The sequence below is a fragment of the Streptomyces sp. NPDC001668 genome (assembly GCF_042893155.1).
Taxonomy (GTDB): domain Bacteria; phylum Actinomycetota; class Actinomycetes; order Streptomycetales; family Streptomycetaceae; genus Streptomyces.
Genome location: NZ_JBIAUQ010000019.1, coordinates 83,543 through 104,711, shown reverse-complemented (window position 1 = coordinate 104,711; position 21,169 = coordinate 83,543). Strand labels below are relative to the sequence as shown.

The following is a 21,169-nucleotide window of genomic DNA, read 5'->3' as shown; positions in this document are numbered from 1 at the left end:
AGATCGTTGCGTTGCGCGCCGCTGGGCGGGTGTTCGTTGCGCACGACGCCCTTCAGGCCTCGTCAGCGGTCCTCCGGGTCCCCCGCAGGCCCGGTTCCGTCCCGTCGAACCCATCCGGCCGGGCTTGCGGTAGGCCCCGGCCCGGGCGCCCGATGCGCACCCACGGCGGCCCCTTCGACGCTCCTCACAGAACCTCTGGCTCCCCCGTAACCCCTCGCGCCACGACCACGCCCATCTCGCCGAACCCGACCTGACCATGGCCGCGATGTGAGCACCGATACACGCGCCCTCATCACCCCCCGGCCTTCCTCAGCAGCCCTCCGGGCCCCAGCACCCGCGCCGGACCACACCCACCTCGCCGAACCCCACCTGCCCGACCACGCCACGACCGCGAACTGAGCGCCGAGCAACCCCGCCCCCTCCTGGCCCAACACCCCCCGGCCCCACAACACCCGCACCGGACCACACCCACCTCGCCGAACCCCACCTGCCCGGGCTTGCCGCAGGCTGACGCCCGGGTGTCGATCCAGCGCGTGTGCGCCTCCCCCGCGGCCTCCCTGCCGGTGCCCAGCGCGGCTCCGATCTGCGACCAGGCGCCCCCGGCCTCGCGGGCGGCGCGCACGGTCGGCTGACGGCCGTAGGACGCCTGGCGGGCCACGACTTCACTCATCGCGAGGAGTTCGAGGAGTTCGAGGAGTCCGACCCGGTCGAGGGCCTCCGTGCGCCGCCCATGGCCCTGACGTCAAGGTCGTCTGACGCGAGGTTCCTGACGAGGACCGTGCACGCGTCGACGCACTCCCGCAACGACCCGTCGGCAACCCGCGCGCGGGGTGTCCCGCCCGACCCCGATGCCCCCGGTCGCCGGACCCCGCCCCCGGGCCGGTTCCCCGGCGGCCCGGATCAGCCCGGTGCCGATCCCCCGCGAAGGTGCCGCCGTGGCCTCGGGAGCCGCACACCCGATCCAGCGCACCGCCGCGTGCCCCACGGGCCGCCCGTCCGGCCACGCGACGACATACATGCACTCGCCAACCTGCGACATCGCCGCTCCGGCAGACGGTGATCTCCATAGGCCGACCGTACGGCCAGAAAACGCGGACGGCCCCCGAATCTCCCCGGGGGCCGGACCCGACGAGCTCAGCTCCAGCTCGCGTGCAGCGGCTTGCCCTCCGCGTAGCCGGCCGCGCTCTGGATGCCCACGACCGCCTTCTCGGCGAACTCCTCCAGGGAGCCCGCACCGGCGTAGGTGCAGGAGGAGCGGACGCCCGCGATGATCGAGTCGATCAGGTCCTCGACGCCCGGGCGGGCCGGGTCGAGGAACATCCGGGAGGTGGAGATGCCCTCCTCGAAGAGCGCCTTGCGGGCGCGGTCGTACGCCGACTCGTCCGACGTACGGTTGCGCACCGCCCGCGCGGACGCCATCCCGAAGGACTCCTTGTAGAGCCGCCCGCTCGCGTCCTGCTGGAGGTCGCCCGGCGACTCGTAGGTGCCCGCGAACCAGGACCCGATCATCACGTTGGACGCGCCCGCGGCCAGCGCCATGGCGACATCGCGCGGGTGCCGGACGCCGCCGTCGGCCCACACGTGCTTGCCGTACTTCCTCGCCTCGGCCGCGCACTCCAGGACCGCCGAGAACTGCGGCCGGCCGACGCCGGTCATCATGCGGGTGGTGCACATCGCGCCGGGGCCCACACCGACCTTGATGATGTCCGCGCCGGCCTCGATGAGGTCCCGCACACCCTCCGCGGCGACGATGTTGCCGGCCACGATCGGGACCTGCGGGTCGAGCGCCCGGACCGTCCTGATCGCGGTGATCATGGACTCCTGGTGGCCGTGCGCGGTGTCGATGACGAGCGTGTCGACGCCCGCGTCGAGCAGCTGCTTGGCCTTCTCCGCGAAGTCGCCGTTGATGCCCACGGCGGCGGCGATGCGCAGCCTGCCCCGCGCGTCGACGGCAGGGGTGTACAGCGTGGCGCGCAGGGCGCCCTTGCGGGTGAGGATGCCGGCGAGCCGGCCTTCCCGGTCCACGGCGGGGGCGTACCGCCGGTTGGCCGCGTCGAGCCGGTTGAAGGCCTCACGCGGGTCGATCTCCGCGTCGAGCAGCAGCAGATCGCGGGACATGACCTCGGCGAGCTGGGTGAAACGGTCGACCCCGGACAGGTCCCGGTCGGTGACGACACCGACGGGCCGGCCGTCCTCGTCGACGACCACACCGGCGTTGTGGGCGCGCTTGGGCAGCAGGGCGAGCGCGTCGGCGACGGTCTGGTGCGGGGCCAGCACGATCGGGGTGTCCAGGACGTGGTGGCGGCTCTTCACCCAGGAGACGACCTCGGTGACGACCTCGATCGGGATGTCCTGCGGGATGACCACGAGGCCACCGCGCCGGGCCACGGTCTCGGCCATGCGGCGCCCGGCGATGGCGGTCATGTTGGCGACGACCAGCGGGATCGTGGTGCCCGTGCCGTCCGGGGAGCTGAGGTCCACGCCCTGCCGCGAACCGACGGCGCTGCGACTCGGGACCATGAAGACGTCGTCGTACGTCAGGTCGTACGGGGGCTGGATGTCGTTGAGGAAACGCACGTGCTGCACATCCCAGTCGATCAGAGGTGGCCCCCGGACAGGTCAGCCAGGGGGAAAGAGCACGTACTTCATTCTCCCACGCCGGGCGGAACGCCACCCACGGGCGGAACGTCCAGACCGGCCGGAGGGGCCCTAGGACGAACCTCCAAGGGCGAGTGCCACGGTGAGCGCGGACGCCTGCGCGAACACCTCGCGCGCGGTCGCCCACTCGTCCGGCCGCGCCTGGGCGTACCGCTCCCAGTGCCGTACGACGACGACGGTCTCCTCCCCCGCCGCCCCGCCGGACCACAGGCCCGGGTCGGAGAGGACGTCGGCCAGCGCGTCCCAGTTGCGGCCGAACCACCCCGGCAGCCGCAGGTCCCTGGCAGAGCGGTCCATCAGGGCCGCCTTGTCCGTGACCCCGTCGAGGTCCAGCGTGACCACGCGTGCCGTCATCTCAGTACCGTCCTGAACGAGTCGTAGTGATCATCGGCGTTCCCAGAGTACGCAGCCGACTCCGGTCCTCGTCCAAGCACCCGGCCCATCGATCAGTCGACACGCTGTTACGGCGTTGACGAGGTCCTGGGCCGTGCAGGAGACCAACAGACGCTTGGTCGCGCCGTGTTGGGCGTGTCGCGGCTGACGACCAGGCAGGGCGGGCTGCAGCCTGAAAGCATGACCGACCCGATTCAGGACCCCTGTCTCACCTCTGCGGTCAGGAGGTCCAGTTGCCCGGTACAGCCCCTGCCCACCGGGTCCGGTGGACATCCCGGCTACCTGGTCACCGGCTACGCTGAAGCCCGGGAAGCTCTCGGCGACGCTCGGCTCTCGAAGGACACGGCCGCGTTCTTCGCGGACAAGGAGTCACGACGTCGGCTGCACCCGGCGGTGGCGCACACCATGCTGGCCAGCGATCCACCCCAGCACACCCGGCTGCGCAGGCTGGTGGCCAAGGCGTTCACGTCCGGGGCCGTCGCCCAGCTGCGTCCGTTCATCGCCCGCGTCACCGGCGAACTACTGGACCAGTGGCCCGTCGGCGGGCAGTTCGACTTCGTGACCGGCCTGGCGGTCCCGCTGCCGGTCACGGTGATCTGCGAACTCCTCGGAGTCCCGGAGGCAGAGCGGCCGGACGTCCAACGCTGGTCCGCCGAACTGTTCGCGGCAGGCAGGCCCGACGTCATCGACGCGGCCTCGCATGCCACGGCCGACCACATGACAAGCCTCATCGCCGCCAAGCGCCGGACCCCCGGCGACTCCCTCCTCGATCGGCTCATCTCAGTTCGTGACGCAGACGACCGTCTGAGCGAGGAGGAGCTGGTCTCTCTGGCGGTGCTGCTGCTCGTGGCCGGGCACGAGACCACCACCAACTTCCTCGGCAACGCCACCCTGGCTTTGCTCCGGCACCCGGCCGAGCTGGACCGCCTCCGGAAGAACCCGGACGAGGTCCCGGCCGCGCTCGACGAACTGCTCCGGTTCGATCCCCCTGTCAGCACCGCCACCTTCCGGTTCTCCATGGAGGCCTTCACACTCGGCGGTACCGACATCCCGCCCGGTTCCCCGGTACTGATCGACCTCGGATCCGCCAATCGCGACCCGGGCCGGTTCCCGTCGCCGGACCTTCTCGACCTGGACCGGGACGCCACCGCACATCTCAGCTTCGGCCACGGCATCCACCGCTGCGTCGGCGCTCCCCTGGCCAAAGCCGAGGCGGAGATCGCCCTGCAAGCAGTCCTGAGGCGGTTTCCCGGAATCCGGCTTGCCGTGCCGTCCGATCGGCTCCAGTGGCGGCGCACCCGTCTCCTTCGCGGGCTCGCGGCGCTCCCGGTCGTCGTGTAACCGCACGGTGCGGCGCACTGGTGTTCTTCACCGAACACCGAACACCGAACACCGGACTCTCCTGGGCGGAGGACCTGGCCGGGGGCGCAACCCTCCAGGTCCAACCCCCCTTCCGTGTACTAACGTTCGCTTCCGTGAGAAGCCATCTGCGTCTATGGATCGCGCTGGCGCTATCCGCCGTCGGACTCACCGCCCTTGTCGACCGGCTCGCGCCCTCCGCGCACGTCCTCGCCGTCCTGGGCGACTGGTGGCCTCTCTCCCTCGTGGCACTCGGCCTCGGTGGCGGCCTCCGTCTGGTCCTCGCCACCAAGAACGTTCTCCGCGGCCCCCTCGTCGTCGCCTTCGCGGGCGTCCTTCTCCTCTTCCTGACCCGCGATCCGCTCCCCGACTCCGCTCGCCCGTACCTGTGGCCGCTGGCCCTGCTCCTCGCAGGCACGTTCATGCTGGTCGGCATGGCTGTCACGGCACCCGCCGCCGACGGTCTCCTGGTGACGCGCCTGGTCTCGGTGGCGGAGGCGAGGAGCGTGGTGTGGCCACGTGGGGAGTTCTCGCTCGCCACGGTCACGGCGGTCGCCAGCGGGTGCGTGATCGACCTGCGGGAGGCTCGGTTGCACAGGACCGTGGACAGCAACGGCAATGTGGGGCTGGAGGCCAGGCTGGACGTGACGGCCGTGCTCAGCGGGATCGACATAGTGGTCCCGGCGGGCTGGGAGCTGAAGGTCGAACGCTACTCCGCACGATGGCGCGGGCCGCAGCCGTCCGCCCCGGATCCGCCGTCGACGCCGACCCTCCACATCAAGGCGCTCTCCCTGCTCGGCGGGATCGAGATCCGTACGTCCGACGGGGCGTCAGGGCCCCCCTGAACCACCTTGCGCGCCGGTGCCGCCGCTCCCGGTGTCGTACGTCAGCGGGCGCGGCCGCGGAGTGGCGTCGTCCCGGGACCAGTAGTCCATGAGCCGCTGGTTGAGCGCGCGTTCCTTCTCCGTGTCGGCCGGAAGCTGAAGGTTCATCTCCTGCAGCAGCTTCAGGCGATACACGTCGAACACGGCCGCGACCGATTCCCCGTACGTCGTGGCCGCGTGGACGGAGGCCCGATAGGCGCACCACGACAGCACGGCGAAGACCGCCGGAAGCAGCAGCCACCAGGGATGCAACAGCAGCAGTCCCGTCGTGACGGCCGAGGTGAGAGCGAAGGAGAGGCACAGCCGTGCCGCGGTGTCGAGTTGGTTGCGGTCGTCCGAGACGGAGCGCAGCACGTCCTGCGGAAGGACGTAGTACAGCCGGGGCCACGCCACCAGGGCGTCGAGGTCGTAGGGACGGCCTGCCCGTTCTTCCGCCGCGCGAAGCCGGTTTCCCAGCGTCGTGGGGAGCACGGGCGCTTCGTGCGGCATCAGGGCGAGCCGGAACCGCGCGGCCTCGACACTCGCCGGCTCGGACAGGTGCTCCATCTGCCAGGCAAGCCTGGACCTGCGGTTCTCGTGCACCCACACGCCCAGTCGTGCCAGCGGCCCCAGCGGGCCCGTGGGGCTGACATAGCCTTCCAGCAGCCGGATGGAGGCGAGTTCGAGCGGCTGCAGCAGCAGTCCGGCGACGAGCGCGCCGGCAGTGGCGACCACGACCCCGATCCAGGAGTGCGCGCCGGCGTGGTCGAGAAGCCGCTCCAGCCCAGGGGGGTGGGACGGCGCGCCGCCGAGGATCAGCGCGACCACCACGGTGATGAGCAGAGCGGAAGGAAGGATGTTGACGAACTTCAGCCGTGGGGTGAGGTCGGCGTCCACGACTCCCAGCGCGCTCAGTTGACTCATCCACTCTCCTCAGTGATGGGCACAGCGAAAGAAGCTGGCGTGGTGAATCGTCTCGTCGTACACGTCGATGTGTCTCTCCACGATGCATTCGGGCTCCGGGCACTTCACGTCCCAGTCCCGGTCACCGTGCTCGGCCGGGTGGCGCCGTGTGAGACCGTGCCGGGGGCAGAAGTCACGGGACGTCGGGGAGAGGAGGAACCACGCCCACCGGCAGCCCGCGGCGTCGCAGATGAACAGCCGCGCATCCGCCAGAGCCCAGGGGTGGCCCGGCAGCCTGTTCCCCGAGAACTGCATCTGCAGGCGTAGGAGCAGCCGCACCATCGCGAGCGGCCCCGGTCTGGCTGACGGCATGAAGTCCCCTGTATGCGAAGGACAAAGGACTTTGAAGGTAGGCCTCGCGGGGGCTCCACGTCGAGTGGGGCGCCGGAAGCCGGGGCCCGCGGCGACGACCGGTAACCGGTCGCGTTGGAGCGTGCGTGTCCGTGGACGAACACCCCGTCAGGAAGAGCAGAGACAGCAGGAGCCGGGAGACGAACCGCAGCAGCATGGGCCCAGGGCTGCTACGGCCGTCCCCTCATGACCCTCCGTCAGAGGCCGTCCGGGTCCGCCCGGTTCAGCGCCGGCTTCGGCGTCGGCCCGGCGGTCATCAGCACGTCCGCCGCCGACGTGTCCGTCACCAGGCTGGTGACGAGCCCGGACCGCAGCACCGCGTCGATCGCGGCCGCCTTGCGCTGTCCGCCCGCGATCGCGACGACCTCGGGGATACGGCGGAGCTGGTCGGCCTTGACGGTGATGCACCGCTCGCCCAGGTCCCGCCCGACCCTGCGGCCCTCGGCGTCGAAGAGGTGCGCGGACATCTCGGCGGCGACACCGAGCGAGGCGTAGTGGCCGCGCTCCTCGTCGCTGAGCATGTCGTGCACCGTGGAGATGCCCGGCTCCCAGGAGCCGATGGAGACACAGGCGACCGTGACCTTGTCGAAGTACTCGAAGGCCCGGGCGATCCCGGTCTGGTTGCGCAGCGCGGCCGCGGTGGCCGCGTCCGGCAGCAGCATCGGCGCGTAGATGGGGTGGGCGTCCCCGCCGGACACCTGGGCGGCGCGGCGCACCGCCTCCACCGAGCCGCGCTCGGCGGTCCCGGCGTCGTACACCCCCGTCAACTGCACCACCGTGCACGGCGGCAGCCGGTCGAGGGCGGCCGCCATGTGGATGGTGGAGCGGCCCCAGGCCAGGCCCAGGATGTCGCCCTCGTCGACCAGTTCGCCGAGCAGGTCGGCGGCCACTTCTCCCAGGTTCTCGGGGTCGGGCGAGTCCTGGGCCTCGGCCGGGGACTCGACCACGACGGCGTGCCTGAGGCCGTAGCGGGCGCGGAGCGCGTCGGAGCGCTCGGCGTCCAGCTCGGCCGGCACGCGGATCTCGATGCGTACGAGATCCCGTTCGAGAGCGGTCTCCAGGACCCGGGCCACCTTGAAGCGGCTGACGCCGAACTCCTCCGCGATCTGGATCTTCGATTTGCCCTCGAGGTAGAAGCGGCGGGCCATGGCCGCCGCCTGCACCAGCTCAGCGGGTCCCATCCGCATGGCTGACCGGCCCGCCGACATACCCGACACGGCGTTCTCCTCACTGCTGTTCACACTCTGGATTCGCCGTTCATCCTTGCAGATCCGGCGCGCTTGATCAGCCCTGATCAGAGCCGTTCACGTTCCTGACGCTCAGTGGTCGCACGCCCACGAGGCCTTCGCGGTCGCCCCCTCCGCCTGGTTGCGCAATGCACGTACCGCCTCTGCCGGGTCGGACGCCCCGTACACGGCGGATCCGGCCACGAAGACATCGGCGCCCGCGTCCGCGCAGCGCTCGATGGTGGACGCCGAGACCCCGCCGTCGACCTGGAGCCACAGCTCAAGGCCGTGCTTGCTGATCAACTCGCGGGTCCGGCGAATCTTGGGGAGCATGATGTCGAGGAACGCCTGACCCCCGAAACCGGGCTCGACGGTCATGATCAGCAGCATGTCGAGCTCGGGGAGCAGGTCCTCGTACGGCTCGATGGGCGTCGCGGGCTTCAGCGCCATGGAGGCGCGGGCGCCCTTGGCCCGGATCTCCCGGGCGAGCCGGACCGGTGCGGCGGCCGCCTCCACATGGAAGGTGACGGAGGAGGCCCCCGCCTCTACGTACTGGGGCGCCCAGCGATCGGGGGCCTCGATCATCAGATGGCAGTCCAGCGGGGTGTCCGTCGCACGGGCCAGCGACTCTACGACCGGCACCCCGAGCGTGAGGTTCGGGACGAAATGGTTGTCCATGACGTCGACGTGGAGCCAGTCGGCTCCCTCGACCGCCTTCGCCTCGTCCGCGAGGCGGGCGAAGTCGGCGGACAGGATGCTGGGGTTGATCTGCGCGGCCATGCCCCAAGCCTCCCATGCCGGAGCGCGAAGGGGCGCGCCGGTACGGACCTAAGCCGTTCATCGGATGTTGTGGACGACTCGCGCGTGTCATGCTGGGCGGCCGATCGGCTCGACTGGTGGCGCCGGGGGTGGCCATGACCGGGAACCGGGGCATCGCGCACTTCGTCTGCGGACGGCGTGCCAAGTGGGTGGTACTGGCGCTGTGGCTGGTGGTGCTGTTCCTGACGGCGCCGCTCGCCTCCAAGCTCACCGACGCCCAGGACAACGACGCGGCGTCCTGGCTGCCGGGCTCCGCCGAGTCGACCCAGGTCCTGCAACTCTCCGAGGACTTCAGGCCGGAACAGATCCCCGCGGTCGTCGTCTACGCGCGCGAGAGCGGCCTCACCGCGCAGGAGCGGGCCGCGATCGCCGAGGACGTGGCCGAGATCAAGCGGCTGACGGCGCATGGCATCCGCGGCGCGGAGACCCGGGGCCCGGTCTACGACCGGCAGGGCGACCCGCGCGCGGCCCAGGTCCTCGTCCCGATCACCATGGACGAGAAGGGCTGGCAGGAGATCGCACCCGCGGTCGACTCCATCCGTGACGTGGTGGGCGAGGGCGGCGACGGCCTCGCCGTGCACATCACTGGGCCCGGCGGCACCTCCGCGGACTTCTCCGAGGCCTTCGAGGGCATCGACTCGACCCTGCTGCTGTCCGCCATGGCGGTGGTCGTCGTCATGCTGCTCATCACCTTCCGCAGCCCCACCCTGCTCCTGGTCCCGCTGCTCTCGGTGATCGCCGCCCTGTTCACCGCGCAGGCCTTCATCTATCTGCTCGCGCAGCACGCGGGGCTGACGGTCAACGGCCAGAGCGCGGGCATCCTCACGGTGCTCGTCTTCGGCGCGGGGACCGACTACGCCCTGCTGCTCGTCGCCCGCTACCGGGAGGAACTGCACCGCCACGAGGACCGCCACGAGGCGATGGCCCTCGCCCTGCACCGCGCGGGCCCGGCCGTCGTCGCCTCCGGCGCGACCGTCGTCCTCAGCATGCTCGTTCTGCTGGCCGCCGAGATGAACTCGACCCGCGGCCTCGGCCCGGTCGCCGCGATCGGCGTCACGGTCGCCCTGCTGGCGATGACGACCCTGTTCCCGGCCCTGCTGGTGATCTTCGGCCGCTGGATCTTCTGGCCGGCGATCCCGCACTTCGGTGACCCCGACCGCATCGAGAGCGGCCTCTGGGCCCGCACCGGCCGCCGTATCGCCCGCCGCCCCCGCATGATCTGGGGCGCCACGGCGCTGGCCCTCGCGATCTGCTCGCTCGGCCTGATCCAGCTGCGCGCCGAGGGCATCAGCAACGCGGACGCGTTCACCGGGAAACCGGACTCGATCGTCGGCCAGGAGGTGTCCGCGAAGTACTTCCCGGCGGGCAGCGGCGATCCTCTGGTCATCGTCAGCAACCAGGCCCAGGCTCGGCAGGTGGGCGAGGCGGTCGCGGGCACGCGCGGAGTCGTGCCCGAGTCACTCGGCCTGCCACCGGGCACGAAACCCTCGTACGAGGGCAAGGTCCTCTTCGAGGCGACGATGACCGCCCCGTCCGACAGCGAGGCCGCGAAACAGACGGTGGAGCGGGTCCGGGACGCCGTCCACGCGATCCCGGACGCCGACGCCCGGGTCGGCGGCGGTACGGCCGCCCTGCTGGACATGGACAGGGCGACCACCCACGACAACCTGCTGATCATCCCGCTGGTGCTCGCGGTCGTCCTGCTGATCCTGTGCGCCCTGCTGCGCGCCCTGATCGCCCCGCTGCTGCTGATCGGGACGGTGATCCTGTCCTTCGCGGGAGCCCTCGGCCTCAGCGCCCTGGCCTTCCGCCACCTGTTCGACTACGCGGGCGAGTCCACGGACTTCCCCCTGTTCGTCTTCGTCTTCCTGGTCGCCCTCGGCATCGACTACAACATCTTCCTGACCACCCGCATCCGCGAGGAGGCGGCCCGCCAGGGCACCCGGCAGGGCGTGGTCACCGGGCTGGCCGCGACCGGCGCGGTCATCACCTCCGCCGGCCTGGTCCTGGCAGGCACCTTCGCCGCCCTCGGCACCCTCCCGATGGTCGCCTTCGCGGAGATCGGCTTCGCGGTGGCGCTGGGGGTCCTGCTGGACACGTTCATCGTCCGCTCGGTCCTGGTCACGTCCCTGTTCCTGGACGTGGGACCGAAGGTGTGGTGGCCGCACAGCCTGGCCAAGGAGCAGGTGACCGACTCAGGGGCGCGGGGAACGGCGCGGCCGGCCGAGACGGCGCAGCAGACGCACGACTAGATCAGCCCGTCCTGCGAATGACCGCCAGATACATCGCATCGGTCCCCTGCACATGCGGCCACAGCTGGACGTCCGGGCCCTCCCCCAGATCCGGCACACCGGGGAACAACGGCCGCGCATCGACGAGCTCGGTGGCCGGCCACTGCTTGAGCACGTCGTCCACCACCGCCCTGGTCTCCGCAAGATGAGGCGAACACGTGGCGTACCCGACGACCCCGCCCACCCGGACGGAGTCGATCGCGGTACTCAACAGGGCCCGCTGCAACGGCCCGAAGCCCTCCAGATCCTCGGGCCGCCGCCGCCACCGGGCCTCCGGCCGCCGCCGCAGCGCCCCGAGCCCCGTGCACGGCACGTCCATCAGTACCCGGTCGAAACTCCCCGGCTGCCACGGCGGCCGGGTCCCGTCCGCGGCGATGACCTGGTACGGCCCGGGATTCCCCGCGAGCGCCCTGGCCACCAGCCCGGCCCGGTGCGGCTGCTTCTCCGAGGCCAGCAGCACGGCGCCCCGCTCGGCGGCGAGCGCGGCGAGCAGCGCGGCCTTGCCGCCGGGCCCCGCGCACCCGTCGAGCCACTTCTCGTCCCGCCCCTCGAGGGGCGCGTTCGCGAGGGCCAGCGCGACGAGCTGACTGCCCTCGTCCTGCACCCCGGCCCGGCCTTCCCGCACGGCGTCGACGGCCCCGGGCTCCCCGCCCTCCGCCAGCCGCACGGCATACGGCGACCAGCGCCCCGCCACGGCGGACTCCTCGCGCAGCAGTTCCTCGGCGGTGGCCCGGCCGGGACGGGCGACGAGGGTCACCTCGGGCCGTTCGTTGTCGGCCTCCAGCAGCCGCTCGATGCCGGCCCGCCCGCCGCCGAGGGAGTCCCACAGCGCGGAGACGACCCAGCGCGGGTGCGAGTGCACGACGGCGAGATGGTCCTCGGGGTCGTCGTCGTAGGGCGGTGCCACCTTGGCGATCCAGCCGTCGAGGTCGTCCTGCGCGACCTTCCGCAGCACGGCGTTGACGAACTTGGCCCGTCCGTCCCCGAGCACGACCCGCGCGAGCTCCACGGAGGCGGACACGGCGGCGTGCGTCGGGATGCGCGTCCCGAGCAGCTGGTGCACCCCGAGGCTCAGCACGTCGAGCACCGGCGGATCGACCTCACGCAGCGGCCGGTCCACGCACTCGGCGATGATCGCGTCGTACGTCCCCTGCCGCCGCAGTGTGCCGTACACGAGCTCGGTGGCCAGGGCCGCGTCCCGGGCCTCGAAGCCGCCCTTCTCGCGCGCCTTCCGCAACAGCGGCGGCAGGACGAGGTTGGCGTACGCGTCCCGCTCGTCCACGGCCCGCAACGCCTCGAAGGCGAGCATGCGGACGGGGTCCTTCTGGGGCCGACGGTAGGGCTTGCCGGGTTTCTGGGGCCGACGGGGCTGGTCGCTCACGAAAAAGGTGCTCCGGGTTCAAGGTCTGGATACGCCCCAAGAGTACGTCCGCCGAAGCCCGGGGCGATTCCGAGCCGGGGGGGCTCACGCGGACTCATGGCGGACGGCCAGAGGGGCTGTGCCCTTCCGCGAGGTAGGTGCACGGGATGCGGCGCCCCAACCAGCCTCACGCGGCCCGCGCCTCCGGCTGCGCCCCGCCGACCGCCACCGGACGAAGGGTGGGTGGCCCCAGCACGCGCGACCGCAGGCACGCAGGCACATGAGAGTCGCCTCTCCGATCACACCTCCGCACAACGGCAGGCGAACCGCTTGGCACCCGCCGACCACCACGACCGCCCCCACCTTCACGCAAACCCTGCCGAAGCCACAGGCAGCCCCCGGTACCCCGTCACTCTCCGACGCTCTCCCCGTCCGCGATCCGGACCCCCCGCGCCCAGTCCGCGGCCTTCATCGGCTTCTTCCCCTGGGCCTGCACCCACAGCAGCTCCACGCCGTACGACCCCGTACCGACGTGGACGCTGTTCTTGCCGACGGAGAGCGCGCCGGGGGTGAGATCCGTACGGTCGGGAACCGGCTGGACCTGGATGAGCTTGAGCCGCTCGCCGCGGAAGGTCGTCCAGGCGCCGGGCGACGGATGGCACCCCCGCACGACCCGGTCCACCCGCAGCGCGGGCGCGGACCAGTCGACCCGCGCGTCCTCGACGGTGATCTTCGGGGCGACGGTGATGCCCTCGGTCGGCTGCGGTACGGCCTTCAGCGTGCCGTCGGCGATACCGTCCATCGTCGCGGCGAGCAACCCCGCGCCGGCGAAGGCGAGCCGGGTCAGCAGGTCGCCGCTGGTGTCGGTGTGCCGGATCTCCTCGGTGACGGTGCCGTAGACGGGGCCGGAGTCCAGCCCCTCCTCGATGAGGAAGGTCGAAGCGCCCGTGAGCTCGTCCCCCGCCATGATGGAGTGCTGCACGGGCGCGGCCCCACGCCAGGCCGGCAGCAGGGAGAAGTGCAGGTTGACCCAGCCGTGGACGGGGATGTCGAGGGCGACGCGGGGCAGGAGGGCGCCGTAGGCGACGACGGGGCAGCAGTCCGGGGCGATCTCGCGAAGCCGCTCCAGGAACTCCGGATCCCGCGGCTTGACCGGCTTCAGCACCTCGATCCCCGCCTCCACCGCCCGTTCCGCGACCGGGCTCGCGACCAGCCTGCGCCCGCGCCCGGCCGGCGCGTCCGGCCGCGTGACGACGGCGGCGACCTCATGCCGCCCGGAGGCGATGAGAGCGTCCAGAGCGGGAACGGCGACCTCGGGGGTACCGGCGAAGACGAGCTTCATGGGTGGGCAGGGCCTCTCGGACGGGTGACGACGGGCAGCGCACAAGTCTATGGCGGGGCACTTGAACACCGCACGGCCGGAGCGGGGCCCAAGGCGGGGCCCGTCCTCCTCACCAAGGCGCGAACCCCCCACCCCCGGCGCACGCATATGCCGGTACGCCCCCACTGCGTGACCAGCGGAGCGTAAACGCGTTGGTCAAGAAAGAGTTGACCACAACGGGCCCGCGATCGCGGCCCCGTCCTTTTCAACGCCGGTTCGAGAGGCTTGTTCATGGCCGACCACGCAACCCACGACGCCCAGGCTCGGGCCAGCCTGCACTTGCTGGTGCGGGACATCGAGCGGGTCCGCCGGCAGGTGGACGCACTGCGCACACTGACCGCCCAGCTGGGCAACGTCTACCGCCCGCGCCGCTCCGGTCCCTCCACGGGCTTCGTCGTCTACGGACGCGCCCCCGCCCCCACGGTCCGTCTCGCGCAGGAACTGCGGGACAGCGTGGAGACCCTGGTGACGGCCGCGGTCGACTTCGACCGCTCGCTCGGCTTCTCGTGGGACGCGGTGGGCTCCGCACTCGGCGTCACCAAGCAGGCGGTGCACCGTCGTTACGGCGCCCGCCGCACCACGGCCCAGGCGACGGCCGAGGCCGAGCGCGCCACAGAGCCGTCGGGATCCCGCGCGGTCAGCGTCAACACCGGTATCCCCTCGGTGCCGGCGGTCCCCACGGTCCCCGCGGCCCGCTCCATGCCGACCCAGCCCACCTCGGGCAGCCCCGCCCTCCGCGAGGAGGCCCGGCCGACCGCCTTCCCCGGCCCCCGCAACGGCTGAGCCACCCCCCCTTCTCTGCCCTCCCATCTCACCACCGGGAGGGCAGACGCATGTCCTGACACCCGCTCGGGCGCGCGCGACTCTGCGAGCCGCGCCCCTCAACCCACTTCAAGCCACTTCAAGACGCTGCCCCGAGCGTCACCCGATGTCAGGCGGATCGATCCGCACCCACACCGCCCCCTCGCCCCCGCTCCCCCCACCGCGAGCCATCCGGGAGGCCTGAGCGGCCTTGAGCGAGGTCGCCAACGCGGCCCCCTTCCCCGGCGGCACCCGCACCAGCACCCGCTCCCACCGCTCCCCGACCGGCGGCGCCCCCACTCTCCGAGGCCCCCCCGCCACCGTCACCGGCAACGGCACGGGCCCCAACACCTCGGCCTCGGCGGGCAGTTCGACTGCCGCCAGAAACTCGGCCAGCGCCTCCCCCGTACCCGACACCGCAGCCATCCGCGACACCGGCGGGAAGCCCAGCTCGGCCCGCTCCCCCAGCTCCCGCACCGCGTGCCCCACGGGATCCCACCGCACCAACGCCTGCACAGGCCGCAGCGTGGGCTCGGCGACCACCACCACCGTGCCCCCCGCTCCCTGCGCCCGCACCAGCGCCGACGCCGCGATCCACCGCCGCAGCGCATCCTCGCCGGCCCGCAGATCGGGCCGCCCGAGCATCGCCCACCCGTCCAGCAGCAGCGCCGCCGCGTACCCGCCCTCGGCGACCGGCTCCGCCCCGGGGGTGCTCACCACCAGCGCCGGCGCCCCCGGCACGGTGTCCAGCACATGCTCACGCCCGGACGTCCGCACCGGAACAGCGGGAAACGCCCGCCCCAACTCCTCCGCGGTACGCCGCGCCCCCACCACCTGTGCCCGCAACCGGAACCCCCCGCACTCCGGACAGTGCCAGGCCTCCTCCTCACGCCCGCACCATCCGCACCGCAGCGCCGCCCCGGACTCCTGTCCCTGCAGCGGGCCTGCACAGTGCCGGCACCGCGCGGGCTCCCGGCAGTTGGCGCAGGCCATCCGCGGCACATATCCACGCCGCGGGACCTGCACGAGCACCGGCCCGTGCTTCAGGCCCTCCCTGACGGCCTGCCAGGCGAGCGTCGGCAGCCGGGCAGCCCGCGCGGCCTCGTCCCGCGCCAGATCCTGGTCCCCGACCGTCCGCACCACCGGAGCGACGGACCGCACCTGCTCCCGCGAGGCCACGAGCGGCCGCGCCCATCCGCTCTCCACGAGCTGCGCGGCCTCCACCGTGCAGCTCCAACTCCCCAGCAGGAAACCGCACTTGTCCAGCGCGGCCCGCAAAAGCAGCACCTCACGCGCGTGCGGTTGCGGGGCGTGCGGCTCGCTGTGGCTGTCGTCGCCGTCGTCCCAGAGCGCGACGAGCCCCAGATTCCGCACCGGGGCGAACATCGCGGCTCGTGTCCCGACAACGGCCCGCACGGCCCCCCGCCGCACGGCCAGCCACTCCCGATAGCGCTTCTCGGGCCCGGCGTCGGCGGTCAGGACCGCGTGCCGCCCCTCCCCCAGTACGGAGGTGAGCGCGGAATCGACCCGGGCGACCGCCCGCCCGTCGGGCACGACGACGAGCGCACCCCGTCCGGAGGCCAAGGTGGCGGCGACGGCCCGCGCCAGCTCCTGACTCCACTCCGGTCCCGGCAAGGCGTTCCACACCGCGCGCGGGGCGCCTCCCGAGGCCAGCGATTCCAGAAACGCGCCCCCACGTTCGTACCGCCCCCATGACCCCGCCTCCGGCGCCGCGGGTGGCGGCAGGGGCTCGGGGGACGGCCGCTGCTCGGCCCGGGCACTACGGGGCGGGACGGCGAGCTGCAGCACATCCGCCAGACTTCCCGCATACCGGTCGGCTACGGCCCGAGCCAGCCCCAGAAGCTCCGCGCTGAGCACCGGCTCGGGCGAGACGACCTGGGCGAGCGCCGCCAGCGGCCCGGAGTAGTCCGACTCGGCGAGCCGCTCGACGAGAAACCCGTCGATCAACCCCCCGCCCTCACGCCGCCCTTCCCGGACCCGCCCGCGCCCGGCCCCGAACCGCACCCGCACCCGCACCCCCGGCTGCGCGTCCGCGTCGAGTTCCTCGGGCACGGCGTAGTCGAAGTACCGGTCGAGATGCAGGACACCCTTGTCGACCAGCACCCGTGCGACCGGCAAGTCCTTGGCCAAGGCGGCCCCCCGCCAGGTCCGCGGCTTGGCCCGCGGCACCTTGGCCTTCCGCACACTCTCCCGAATGAGCGCAAGCTGCTCGGGCCGCGCTCCTTCGGCGCCGCCGTCCACCGACCCGTCCTCGCTGCTCACAGCTTCATTGGTACCAGACCCCACTGACAGACGGCCGCGCTGTCCCACTGCCGGTGAGCCGGTCACCGGACACGCCAAGAGGCCCGGCCCCAACGGGGCCGGGCCTCTTACGGGACGGGCGGGCCTACAGGCCGGCGGCCTTCCGCAACGCCTCCACGCGGTCCGTCTTCTCCCACGTGAACTCGGGCAGCTCACGGCCGAAGTGGCCGTACGCCGCCGTCAGGGAGTAGATCGGGCGCAGCAGGTCGAGGTCGCGGATGATGGCGGCCGGGCGGAGGTCGAAGACCTCGTCGATCGCCTTCTCGATCTTGTCCGTGTCGACCTTCGCGGTACCGAAGGTCTCGACGAACAGACCCACGGGCTCGGCCTTGCCGATGGCGTAGGCGACCTGGACCTCGCAGCGGGAGGCGAGACCCGCGGCGACCACGTTCTTGGCGACCCAGCGCATCGCGTACGCCGCCGAGCGGTCGACCTTGGACGGGTCCTTGCCGGAGAAGGCGCCGCCGCCGTGGCGGGCCATGCCGCCGTACGTGTCGATGATGATCTTGCGGCCGGTCAGACCCGCGTCACCCATCGGGCCGCCGATCTCGAAGCGGCCGGTGGGGTTGACCAGGAGGCGGTAGTTCTCCGTCTCCAGCTTGATGCCCTCGTCCAGGAGCGCCTTGAGCTCCGGCTCCACGACGAACTCGCGGATGTCGGGGGCCAGCAGGGACTCCAGGTCGATGTCGGACGCGTGCTGCGAGGAGACGACGACCGTGTCGAGACGGACGGCCTTGTCGCCGTCGTACTCGATGGTGACCTGCGTCTTGCCGTCCGGGCGCAGGTAGGGGATGGTGCCGTTCTTGCGGACCTCGGACAGGCGCTTGGCGAGGCGGTGCGCCAGGAAGATCGGCAGCGGCATCAGGGTGGGGGTCTCGTCCGTGGCGTAGCCGAACATCAGGCCCTGGTCGCCCGCACCCTGGCGGTCCAGCTCGTCCTCGTCGCCCTCGACCCGGTTCTCGTACGCCGTGTCGACGCCCTGCGCGATGTCCGGGGACTGCGCGCCGATGGACACCGAGACACCGCAGGAGGCGCCGTCGAAGCCCTTCTTCGAGGAGTCGTAGCCGATCTCGAGGATCTTGTCCCGGACCAGCTGGGCGATCGGCGCGTAGGTCTTGGTGGTGACCTCACCGGCCACGTGCACCAGACCGGTGGTGATCAGGGTCTCGACGGCGACCCGGGAGGTCGGGTCCTCCTTGAGGAGCGCGTCGAGGATGGTGTCACTGATCTGGTCAGCGATCTTGTCGGGGTGGCCCTCGGTGACGGACTCCGAGGTGAACAGACGACGGGACACAACGCTCCCTGGGGTTGCAGCGGCTGCTGGCTGATCATTGGCGGACGGGCTCGGGGGCTGCGCCCGGCATCGTCCGAGAACAGTTTATCGGTCGTGCTCTGCCGTCGGGCCCCCTGTCTCGCCACTCGGGAGTGCTGTGACCTGCGGCACGGGCATTGTGCCCAATTCCGAGTGGACTTGGCCAGGGGCGCCACGCCACAGCGGCAGAGGTTCGTAAGGACCGGGACGCGACTCAAGCACTCAGTGCAGGCGCCCCACCACCAGGTCCCACACGGTTTCGGCCAGGAGTTCCTTCGGTCCGTGCGGTACCGGCGTCTCAGTGCCGTCGGCGCCCAGCACCACCGCCTCGTTCTCCTCCGACCCGAAGGTCTTGCGCTCGCCCACCTCGTTGACGACGAGGAGGTCGCAGCCCTTGCGCTCCAGCTTCGTACGGCCGTTGGCCAGCACGTCGTCGGTCTCGGCGGCGAATCCGACGATCACCTGGCCGGGCCGGGCACGTTCGGCCGAGATCTCCGCGAGGATGTCCGGATTCCGCACCAGGACGATGGGATCGGGGTCCTTGCCGTCCTTCTTCTTGATCTTTCCGGCGGCGTACGTCTGCGGCCGGAAGTCCGCGACCGCCGCCGCCATGACCACCGCGTCGGCGTCGGCCGCCGCCTTCAGGACCGCTTCGCGCAGCTGTACGGCCGTCCCCACGGGGACGACGTCCACGCCGGCCGGGTCCGGCATGCCGGTGTTCGCCGCGACCAGCGTGACCCGGGCGCCGCGCGCGGCCGCGGTGCGGGCGAGGGCGTACCCCTGCTTGCCGGAGGAGCGGTTGCCGAGGAAGCGGACGGGGTCGAGGGGTTCGCGGGTGCCGCCGGCGCTGACGACTACGTGCCTGCCCCTGAGGTCGGGCTCGGTGACCCCGCGGGCCAGGACGCGGCGGCAGACCTCGAAGATCTCGGCGGGTTCCGGCAGCCGTCCCTTGCCGGTGTCGACGCCGGTCAGACGGCCGACGGCCGGTTCGATCACGAGGGCGCCGCGGCGGCGCAGGGTCGCCACGTTCTCCTGGGTGGCCGGGTGTTCCCACATCTCGGTGTGCATGGCGGGCGCGAAGACGACGGGACAGCGGGCCGTGAGGAGGGTGTTGGTGAGGAGGTCGTCCGCCAGGCCGTGCGCCGCCTTGGCGAGCATGTCGGCGGTCGCCGGGGCCACGACCACCAGGTCGGCGTGCTGCCCGATGCGGACGTGCGGGACCTCGTGGACGTCGTCCCAGACCTCGGTCGAGACCGGGTTGCCGGAGAGGGCGGACCAGGTGGCGGCCCCCACGAAGTGCAGCGCGGAGGCGGTGGGGACCACACGGACGTCGTGCCCGGACTCGGTCAGCCTGCGCAGCAGCTCGCATGCCTTGTACGCGGCGATGCCCCCGCTGACCCCCAGCACGACCTTCGGCTTGTCCACCAGGTCTCCCCTTCCTCGAAGCTACGACTCCATGACACACCACAGGCCCGACAGTCGCGCTGCCGGGCCTGTGGAAAAGCCAACTGCAATCTGAAAGTACTACTGCGCCGGACCCTCGACGGCCTCGGACGTCAGTAGACCCGCGTTGATCTCGCGGAGGGCGATCGAGAGCGGCTTCTCGTGGACGTGGGTGTCCACCAGCGGACCGACGTACTCGAGCAGGCCCTCGCCGAGCTGCGAGTAGTACGCGTTGATCTGGCGGGCCCGCTTGGCCGCGTAGATCACGAGGCTGTACTTCGAGTCGGTTGCCTCGAGGAGCTCGTCGATCGGCGGGTTGATGATGCCCTCGGGCGCGGAGATGGAAGAGGACACGCTCTACCTTCCGATGGATGGGAAAGAATCAGTGCGAGTGATCAGGCCTCAACGAGCAGGCACGATCACACAACATCCATCAAGGCTAGCAGCTCGCGCGCCACGTCCTCGACGGAGGTGTTGACCAAGGTCACATCGAACTCGGGTTCAGCCGCCAGTTCGACCTTCGCCGCCTCCAGGCGGCGCTCGATCACCTCGGGCGGCTCGGTGCCCCGTCCGGTGAGTCTGCGCACGAGCTCCTCCCAGGACGGAGGGGCCAGGAAGACCAGCTGGGCGTCCGTCATGGACTCACGGACCTGCCGGGCACCCTGGAGGTCGATCTCCAGGAGGACGGGCTCGCCGGCCTCCAGCCGCTCCAGCACGGCCGCACGCGGTGTGCCGTAGCGGTTGCCGGCGAACTCGGCCCACTCCAGCAGCTCGCCGTTGGCGATCAGCTTGTCCATCTCGTCATCGCTGACGAAGAAGTAGTGGACGCCGTGCTTCTCGCCGGGGCGGGGCTTGCGGGTCGTCGCCGACACCGAGAGCCAGACCTCGGGGTGTTCCTTGCGCATATGGGCGACGACCGTGCTCTTGCCGACCCCGGAGGGGCCGGAGAGCACGGTCAGCCGCGGACGTACGTCCGGGGGCTCGGGGGTCGTCCCCCGGAATGTTGCAGCCATGCAGCGATTATTCCAGCAATCCCGGAGTGCCCGGGACTCCCTGTCCGGAGTGACCCGGTTCAGGAACCGGTGCTGCCGAACTCACGCTCCAGCGAAGCGATCTGGTTGGAGCCGAGGCCGCGTACACGACGACTCTCGGAGATACCGAGTCGCTCCATGATCTGCTTGGCGCGGACCTTGCCCACGCCCGGCAGGGACTCGAGCAGGGCGGAGACCTTCATCTTGCCGATGACGTCGTTCTCCTGGCCCTGCTTGATGACCTCATGCAGGGAGGCGCCGGAGTGCTTGAGTCGATTCTTGACCTCGGCCCGCTCCCGGCGAGCCGCGGCGGCCTTTTCGAGCGCGGCTGCGCGCTGTTCAGGGGTAAGGGGCGGAAGAGCCACGCCTACGTCACCTCGGATGTCGAACTGTCGGATACGGACCGGTGAGGAACCTAGTCGCCCCACACCTGGGGAGCCACGAGCAACACGCTCGCCCGTTGACTCTGCGTCGGAGACTAGCGGCCAACTCCGCCAGAGTCAGCGAGAACAGCGGAAAAGTCCTGGTCAGCCTCCGTCAGGCCGGACATTTCTGACATACTGCCCCGGATTTGAGGATGTATTCAGACTCAAGCG

At 71.5% G+C, this 21,169-nt stretch carries 18 protein-coding genes; 4 read left to right on the top strand and 14 right to left on the bottom strand.

Going from position 1 to position 21,169, the window contains the following annotated elements:
• Positions 1-1,134: 1,134 nt before the first annotated feature.
• Both ACFYZ8_RS39310 and ACFYZ8_RS39305 read right to left on the bottom strand, forming a co-directional pair.
• Positions 1,135-2,577: a GuaB1 family IMP dehydrogenase-related protein gene (locus tag ACFYZ8_RS39310; RefSeq protein WP_388540495.1), complete on the bottom strand. Its 1,443-nt coding sequence runs from the start codon at positions 2,575-2,577 to the stop codon at positions 1,135-1,137.
• Positions 2,578-2,709: 132 nt separating this feature from the next.
• Positions 2,710-3,012, bottom strand: a complete 303-nt coding sequence (locus tag ACFYZ8_RS39305) for a barstar family protein (protein ID WP_388540354.1) — start codon at positions 3,010-3,012, stop codon at positions 2,710-2,712.
• A gap of 219 nt (positions 3,013-3,231) precedes the next feature.
• Here ACFYZ8_RS39305 and ACFYZ8_RS39300 point away from each other — a divergent pair, with 219 nt between their 5' ends.
• The gene (locus tag ACFYZ8_RS39300) at positions 3,232-4,392 is read left to right on the top strand and encodes a cytochrome P450 (RefSeq protein WP_388540357.1); all 1,161 of its coding nucleotides are present in this window, start codon (positions 3,232-3,234) and stop codon (positions 4,390-4,392) included.
• A 134-nt stretch (positions 4,393-4,526) separates the two neighbouring features.
• A complete protein-coding gene (locus ACFYZ8_RS39295) occupies positions 4,527-5,255 on the top strand; it encodes a hypothetical protein (RefSeq protein WP_388540359.1) in 729 nt (242 codons plus the stop codon).
• On the opposite strand, the gene ACFYZ8_RS39290 is transcribed toward ACFYZ8_RS39295, so the two are convergent.
• From ACFYZ8_RS39290 to rpe, 4 genes are all read right to left on the bottom strand, one after another.
• Positions 5,241-6,197 carry a hypothetical protein gene (locus tag ACFYZ8_RS39290; RefSeq protein ID WP_359035880.1) on the bottom strand — a complete coding sequence of 319 codons (957 nt, stop codon included), beginning with the start codon at positions 6,195-6,197 and terminating at the stop codon, positions 5,241-5,243. The two genes, ACFYZ8_RS39295 and ACFYZ8_RS39290, sit on opposite strands and share 15 nt — an antisense overlap.
• 9 nt (positions 6,198-6,206) lie before the next feature.
• Positions 6,207-6,548 carry a hypothetical protein gene (locus tag ACFYZ8_RS39285; protein WP_389050806.1) on the bottom strand — a complete coding sequence of 114 codons (342 nt, stop codon included), beginning with the start codon at positions 6,546-6,548 and terminating at the stop codon, positions 6,207-6,209.
• Positions 6,549-6,784: 236 nt separating this feature from the next.
• Positions 6,785-7,828, bottom strand: a complete 1,044-nt coding sequence (locus ACFYZ8_RS39280; RefSeq protein WP_359035884.1) for a sugar-binding domain-containing protein — start codon at positions 7,826-7,828, stop codon at positions 6,785-6,787.
• Between the two features lie 78 nt (positions 7,829-7,906).
• Complete coding sequence (gene rpe, locus ACFYZ8_RS39275) at positions 7,907-8,593, bottom strand: ribulose-phosphate 3-epimerase (RefSeq protein ID WP_007380668.1); 687 nt, start codon at positions 8,591-8,593, stop codon at positions 7,907-7,909.
• Positions 8,594-8,727: 134 nt separating this feature from the next.
• On the opposite strand from rpe, the gene ACFYZ8_RS39270 reads away from it, so the two are divergent.
• Positions 8,728-10,884, top strand: coding sequence for an MMPL family transporter (locus ACFYZ8_RS39270; RefSeq protein ID WP_359035886.1), 2,157 nt, complete (start codon positions 8,728-8,730; stop codon positions 10,882-10,884).
• A gap of 1 nt (position 10,885) precedes the next feature.
• On the opposite strand, the gene ACFYZ8_RS39265 is transcribed toward ACFYZ8_RS39270, so the two are convergent.
• Together ACFYZ8_RS39265 and fmt are read right to left on the bottom strand one after the other, a co-directional pair.
• Positions 10,886-12,304, bottom strand: coding sequence for an RsmB/NOP family class I SAM-dependent RNA methyltransferase (locus tag ACFYZ8_RS39265; protein ID WP_388540369.1), 1,419 nt, complete (start codon positions 12,302-12,304; stop codon positions 10,886-10,888).
• A 388-nt stretch (positions 12,305-12,692) separates the two neighbouring features.
• Entirely contained in the window at positions 12,693-13,625 is a 933-nt protein-coding gene (gene fmt / locus ACFYZ8_RS39260; RefSeq protein ID WP_359035890.1) for a methionyl-tRNA formyltransferase, read from the bottom strand.
• Between the two features lie 270 nt (positions 13,626-13,895).
• Here fmt and ACFYZ8_RS39255 point away from each other — a divergent pair, with 270 nt between their 5' ends.
• Entirely contained in the window at positions 13,896-14,447 is a 552-nt protein-coding gene (locus tag ACFYZ8_RS39255) for a hypothetical protein (RefSeq protein ID WP_388540372.1), read from the top strand.
• Positions 14,448-14,585: 138 nt separating this feature from the next.
• Here ACFYZ8_RS39255 and ACFYZ8_RS39250 read toward each other — a convergent pair whose 3' ends face one another.
• The 6 genes from ACFYZ8_RS39250 to ACFYZ8_RS39225 all read right to left on the bottom strand — a co-directional run bounded on the left by ACFYZ8_RS39250 (position 14,586) and on the right by ACFYZ8_RS39225 (position 20,938).
• The gene (locus tag ACFYZ8_RS39250) at positions 14,586-16,748 is read right to left on the bottom strand and encodes a primosomal protein N' (protein ID WP_388540375.1); all 2,163 of its coding nucleotides are present in this window, start codon (positions 16,746-16,748) and stop codon (positions 14,586-14,588) included.
• Positions 16,749-16,872: 124 nt separating this feature from the next.
• The gene (metK, locus tag ACFYZ8_RS39245) at positions 16,873-18,081 is read right to left on the bottom strand and encodes a methionine adenosyltransferase (protein WP_355751811.1); all 1,209 of its coding nucleotides are present in this window, start codon (positions 18,079-18,081) and stop codon (positions 16,873-16,875) included.
• A 240-nt stretch (positions 18,082-18,321) separates the two neighbouring features.
• Positions 18,322-19,524, bottom strand: a complete 1,203-nt coding sequence (gene coaBC, locus ACFYZ8_RS39240; RefSeq protein WP_388540378.1) for a bifunctional phosphopantothenoylcysteine decarboxylase/phosphopantothenate--cysteine ligase CoaBC — start codon at positions 19,522-19,524, stop codon at positions 18,322-18,324.
• Positions 19,525-19,623: 99 nt separating this feature from the next.
• The gene (rpoZ, locus tag ACFYZ8_RS39235) at positions 19,624-19,896 is read right to left on the bottom strand and encodes a DNA-directed RNA polymerase subunit omega (RefSeq protein ID WP_003988945.1); all 273 of its coding nucleotides are present in this window, start codon (positions 19,894-19,896) and stop codon (positions 19,624-19,626) included.
• A 65-nt stretch (positions 19,897-19,961) separates the two neighbouring features.
• Positions 19,962-20,555, bottom strand: coding sequence for a guanylate kinase (gene gmk, locus ACFYZ8_RS39230; protein WP_359035898.1), 594 nt, complete (start codon positions 20,553-20,555; stop codon positions 19,962-19,964).
• A 59-nt stretch (positions 20,556-20,614) separates the two neighbouring features.
• A complete protein-coding gene (locus ACFYZ8_RS39225; protein WP_003977346.1) occupies positions 20,615-20,938 on the bottom strand; it encodes an integration host factor in 324 nt (107 codons plus the stop codon).
• Positions 20,939-21,169: the final 231 nt, after the last annotated feature.

Bases quoted from the DNA above. Each gene is read 5' to 3' on its own strand.
- ACFYZ8_RS39305 (WP_388540354.1), bottom strand. From the start codon at position 3,012: ATGACGGCACGCGTGGTCACGCTGGACCTCGACGGGGTCACGGACAAG.
- ACFYZ8_RS39300 (WP_388540357.1), top strand. From the start codon at position 3,232: ATGACCGACCCGATTCAGGACCCCTGTCTCACCTCTGCGGTCAGGAGG.
- ACFYZ8_RS39290 (WP_359035880.1), bottom strand. From the start codon at position 6,197: ATGAGTCAACTGAGCGCGCTGGGAGTCGTGGACGCCGACCTCACCCCA.
- ACFYZ8_RS39285 (WP_389050806.1), bottom strand. From the start codon at position 6,548: ATGCCGTCAGCCAGACCGGGGCCGCTCGCGATGGTGCGGCTGCTCCTA.
- rpe (WP_007380668.1), bottom strand. From the start codon at position 8,593: ATGGCCGCGCAGATCAACCCCAGCATCCTGTCCGCCGACTTCGCCCGC.
- ACFYZ8_RS39270 (WP_359035886.1), top strand. From the start codon at position 8,728: ATGACCGGGAACCGGGGCATCGCGCACTTCGTCTGCGGACGGCGTGCC.
- fmt (WP_359035890.1), bottom strand. From the start codon at position 13,625: ATGAAGCTCGTCTTCGCCGGTACCCCCGAGGTCGCCGTTCCCGCTCTG.
- ACFYZ8_RS39255 (WP_388540372.1), top strand. From the start codon at position 13,896: ATGGCCGACCACGCAACCCACGACGCCCAGGCTCGGGCCAGCCTGCAC.
- gmk (WP_359035898.1), bottom strand. From the start codon at position 20,555: ATGGCTGCAACATTCCGGGGGACGACCCCCGAGCCCCCGGACGTACGT.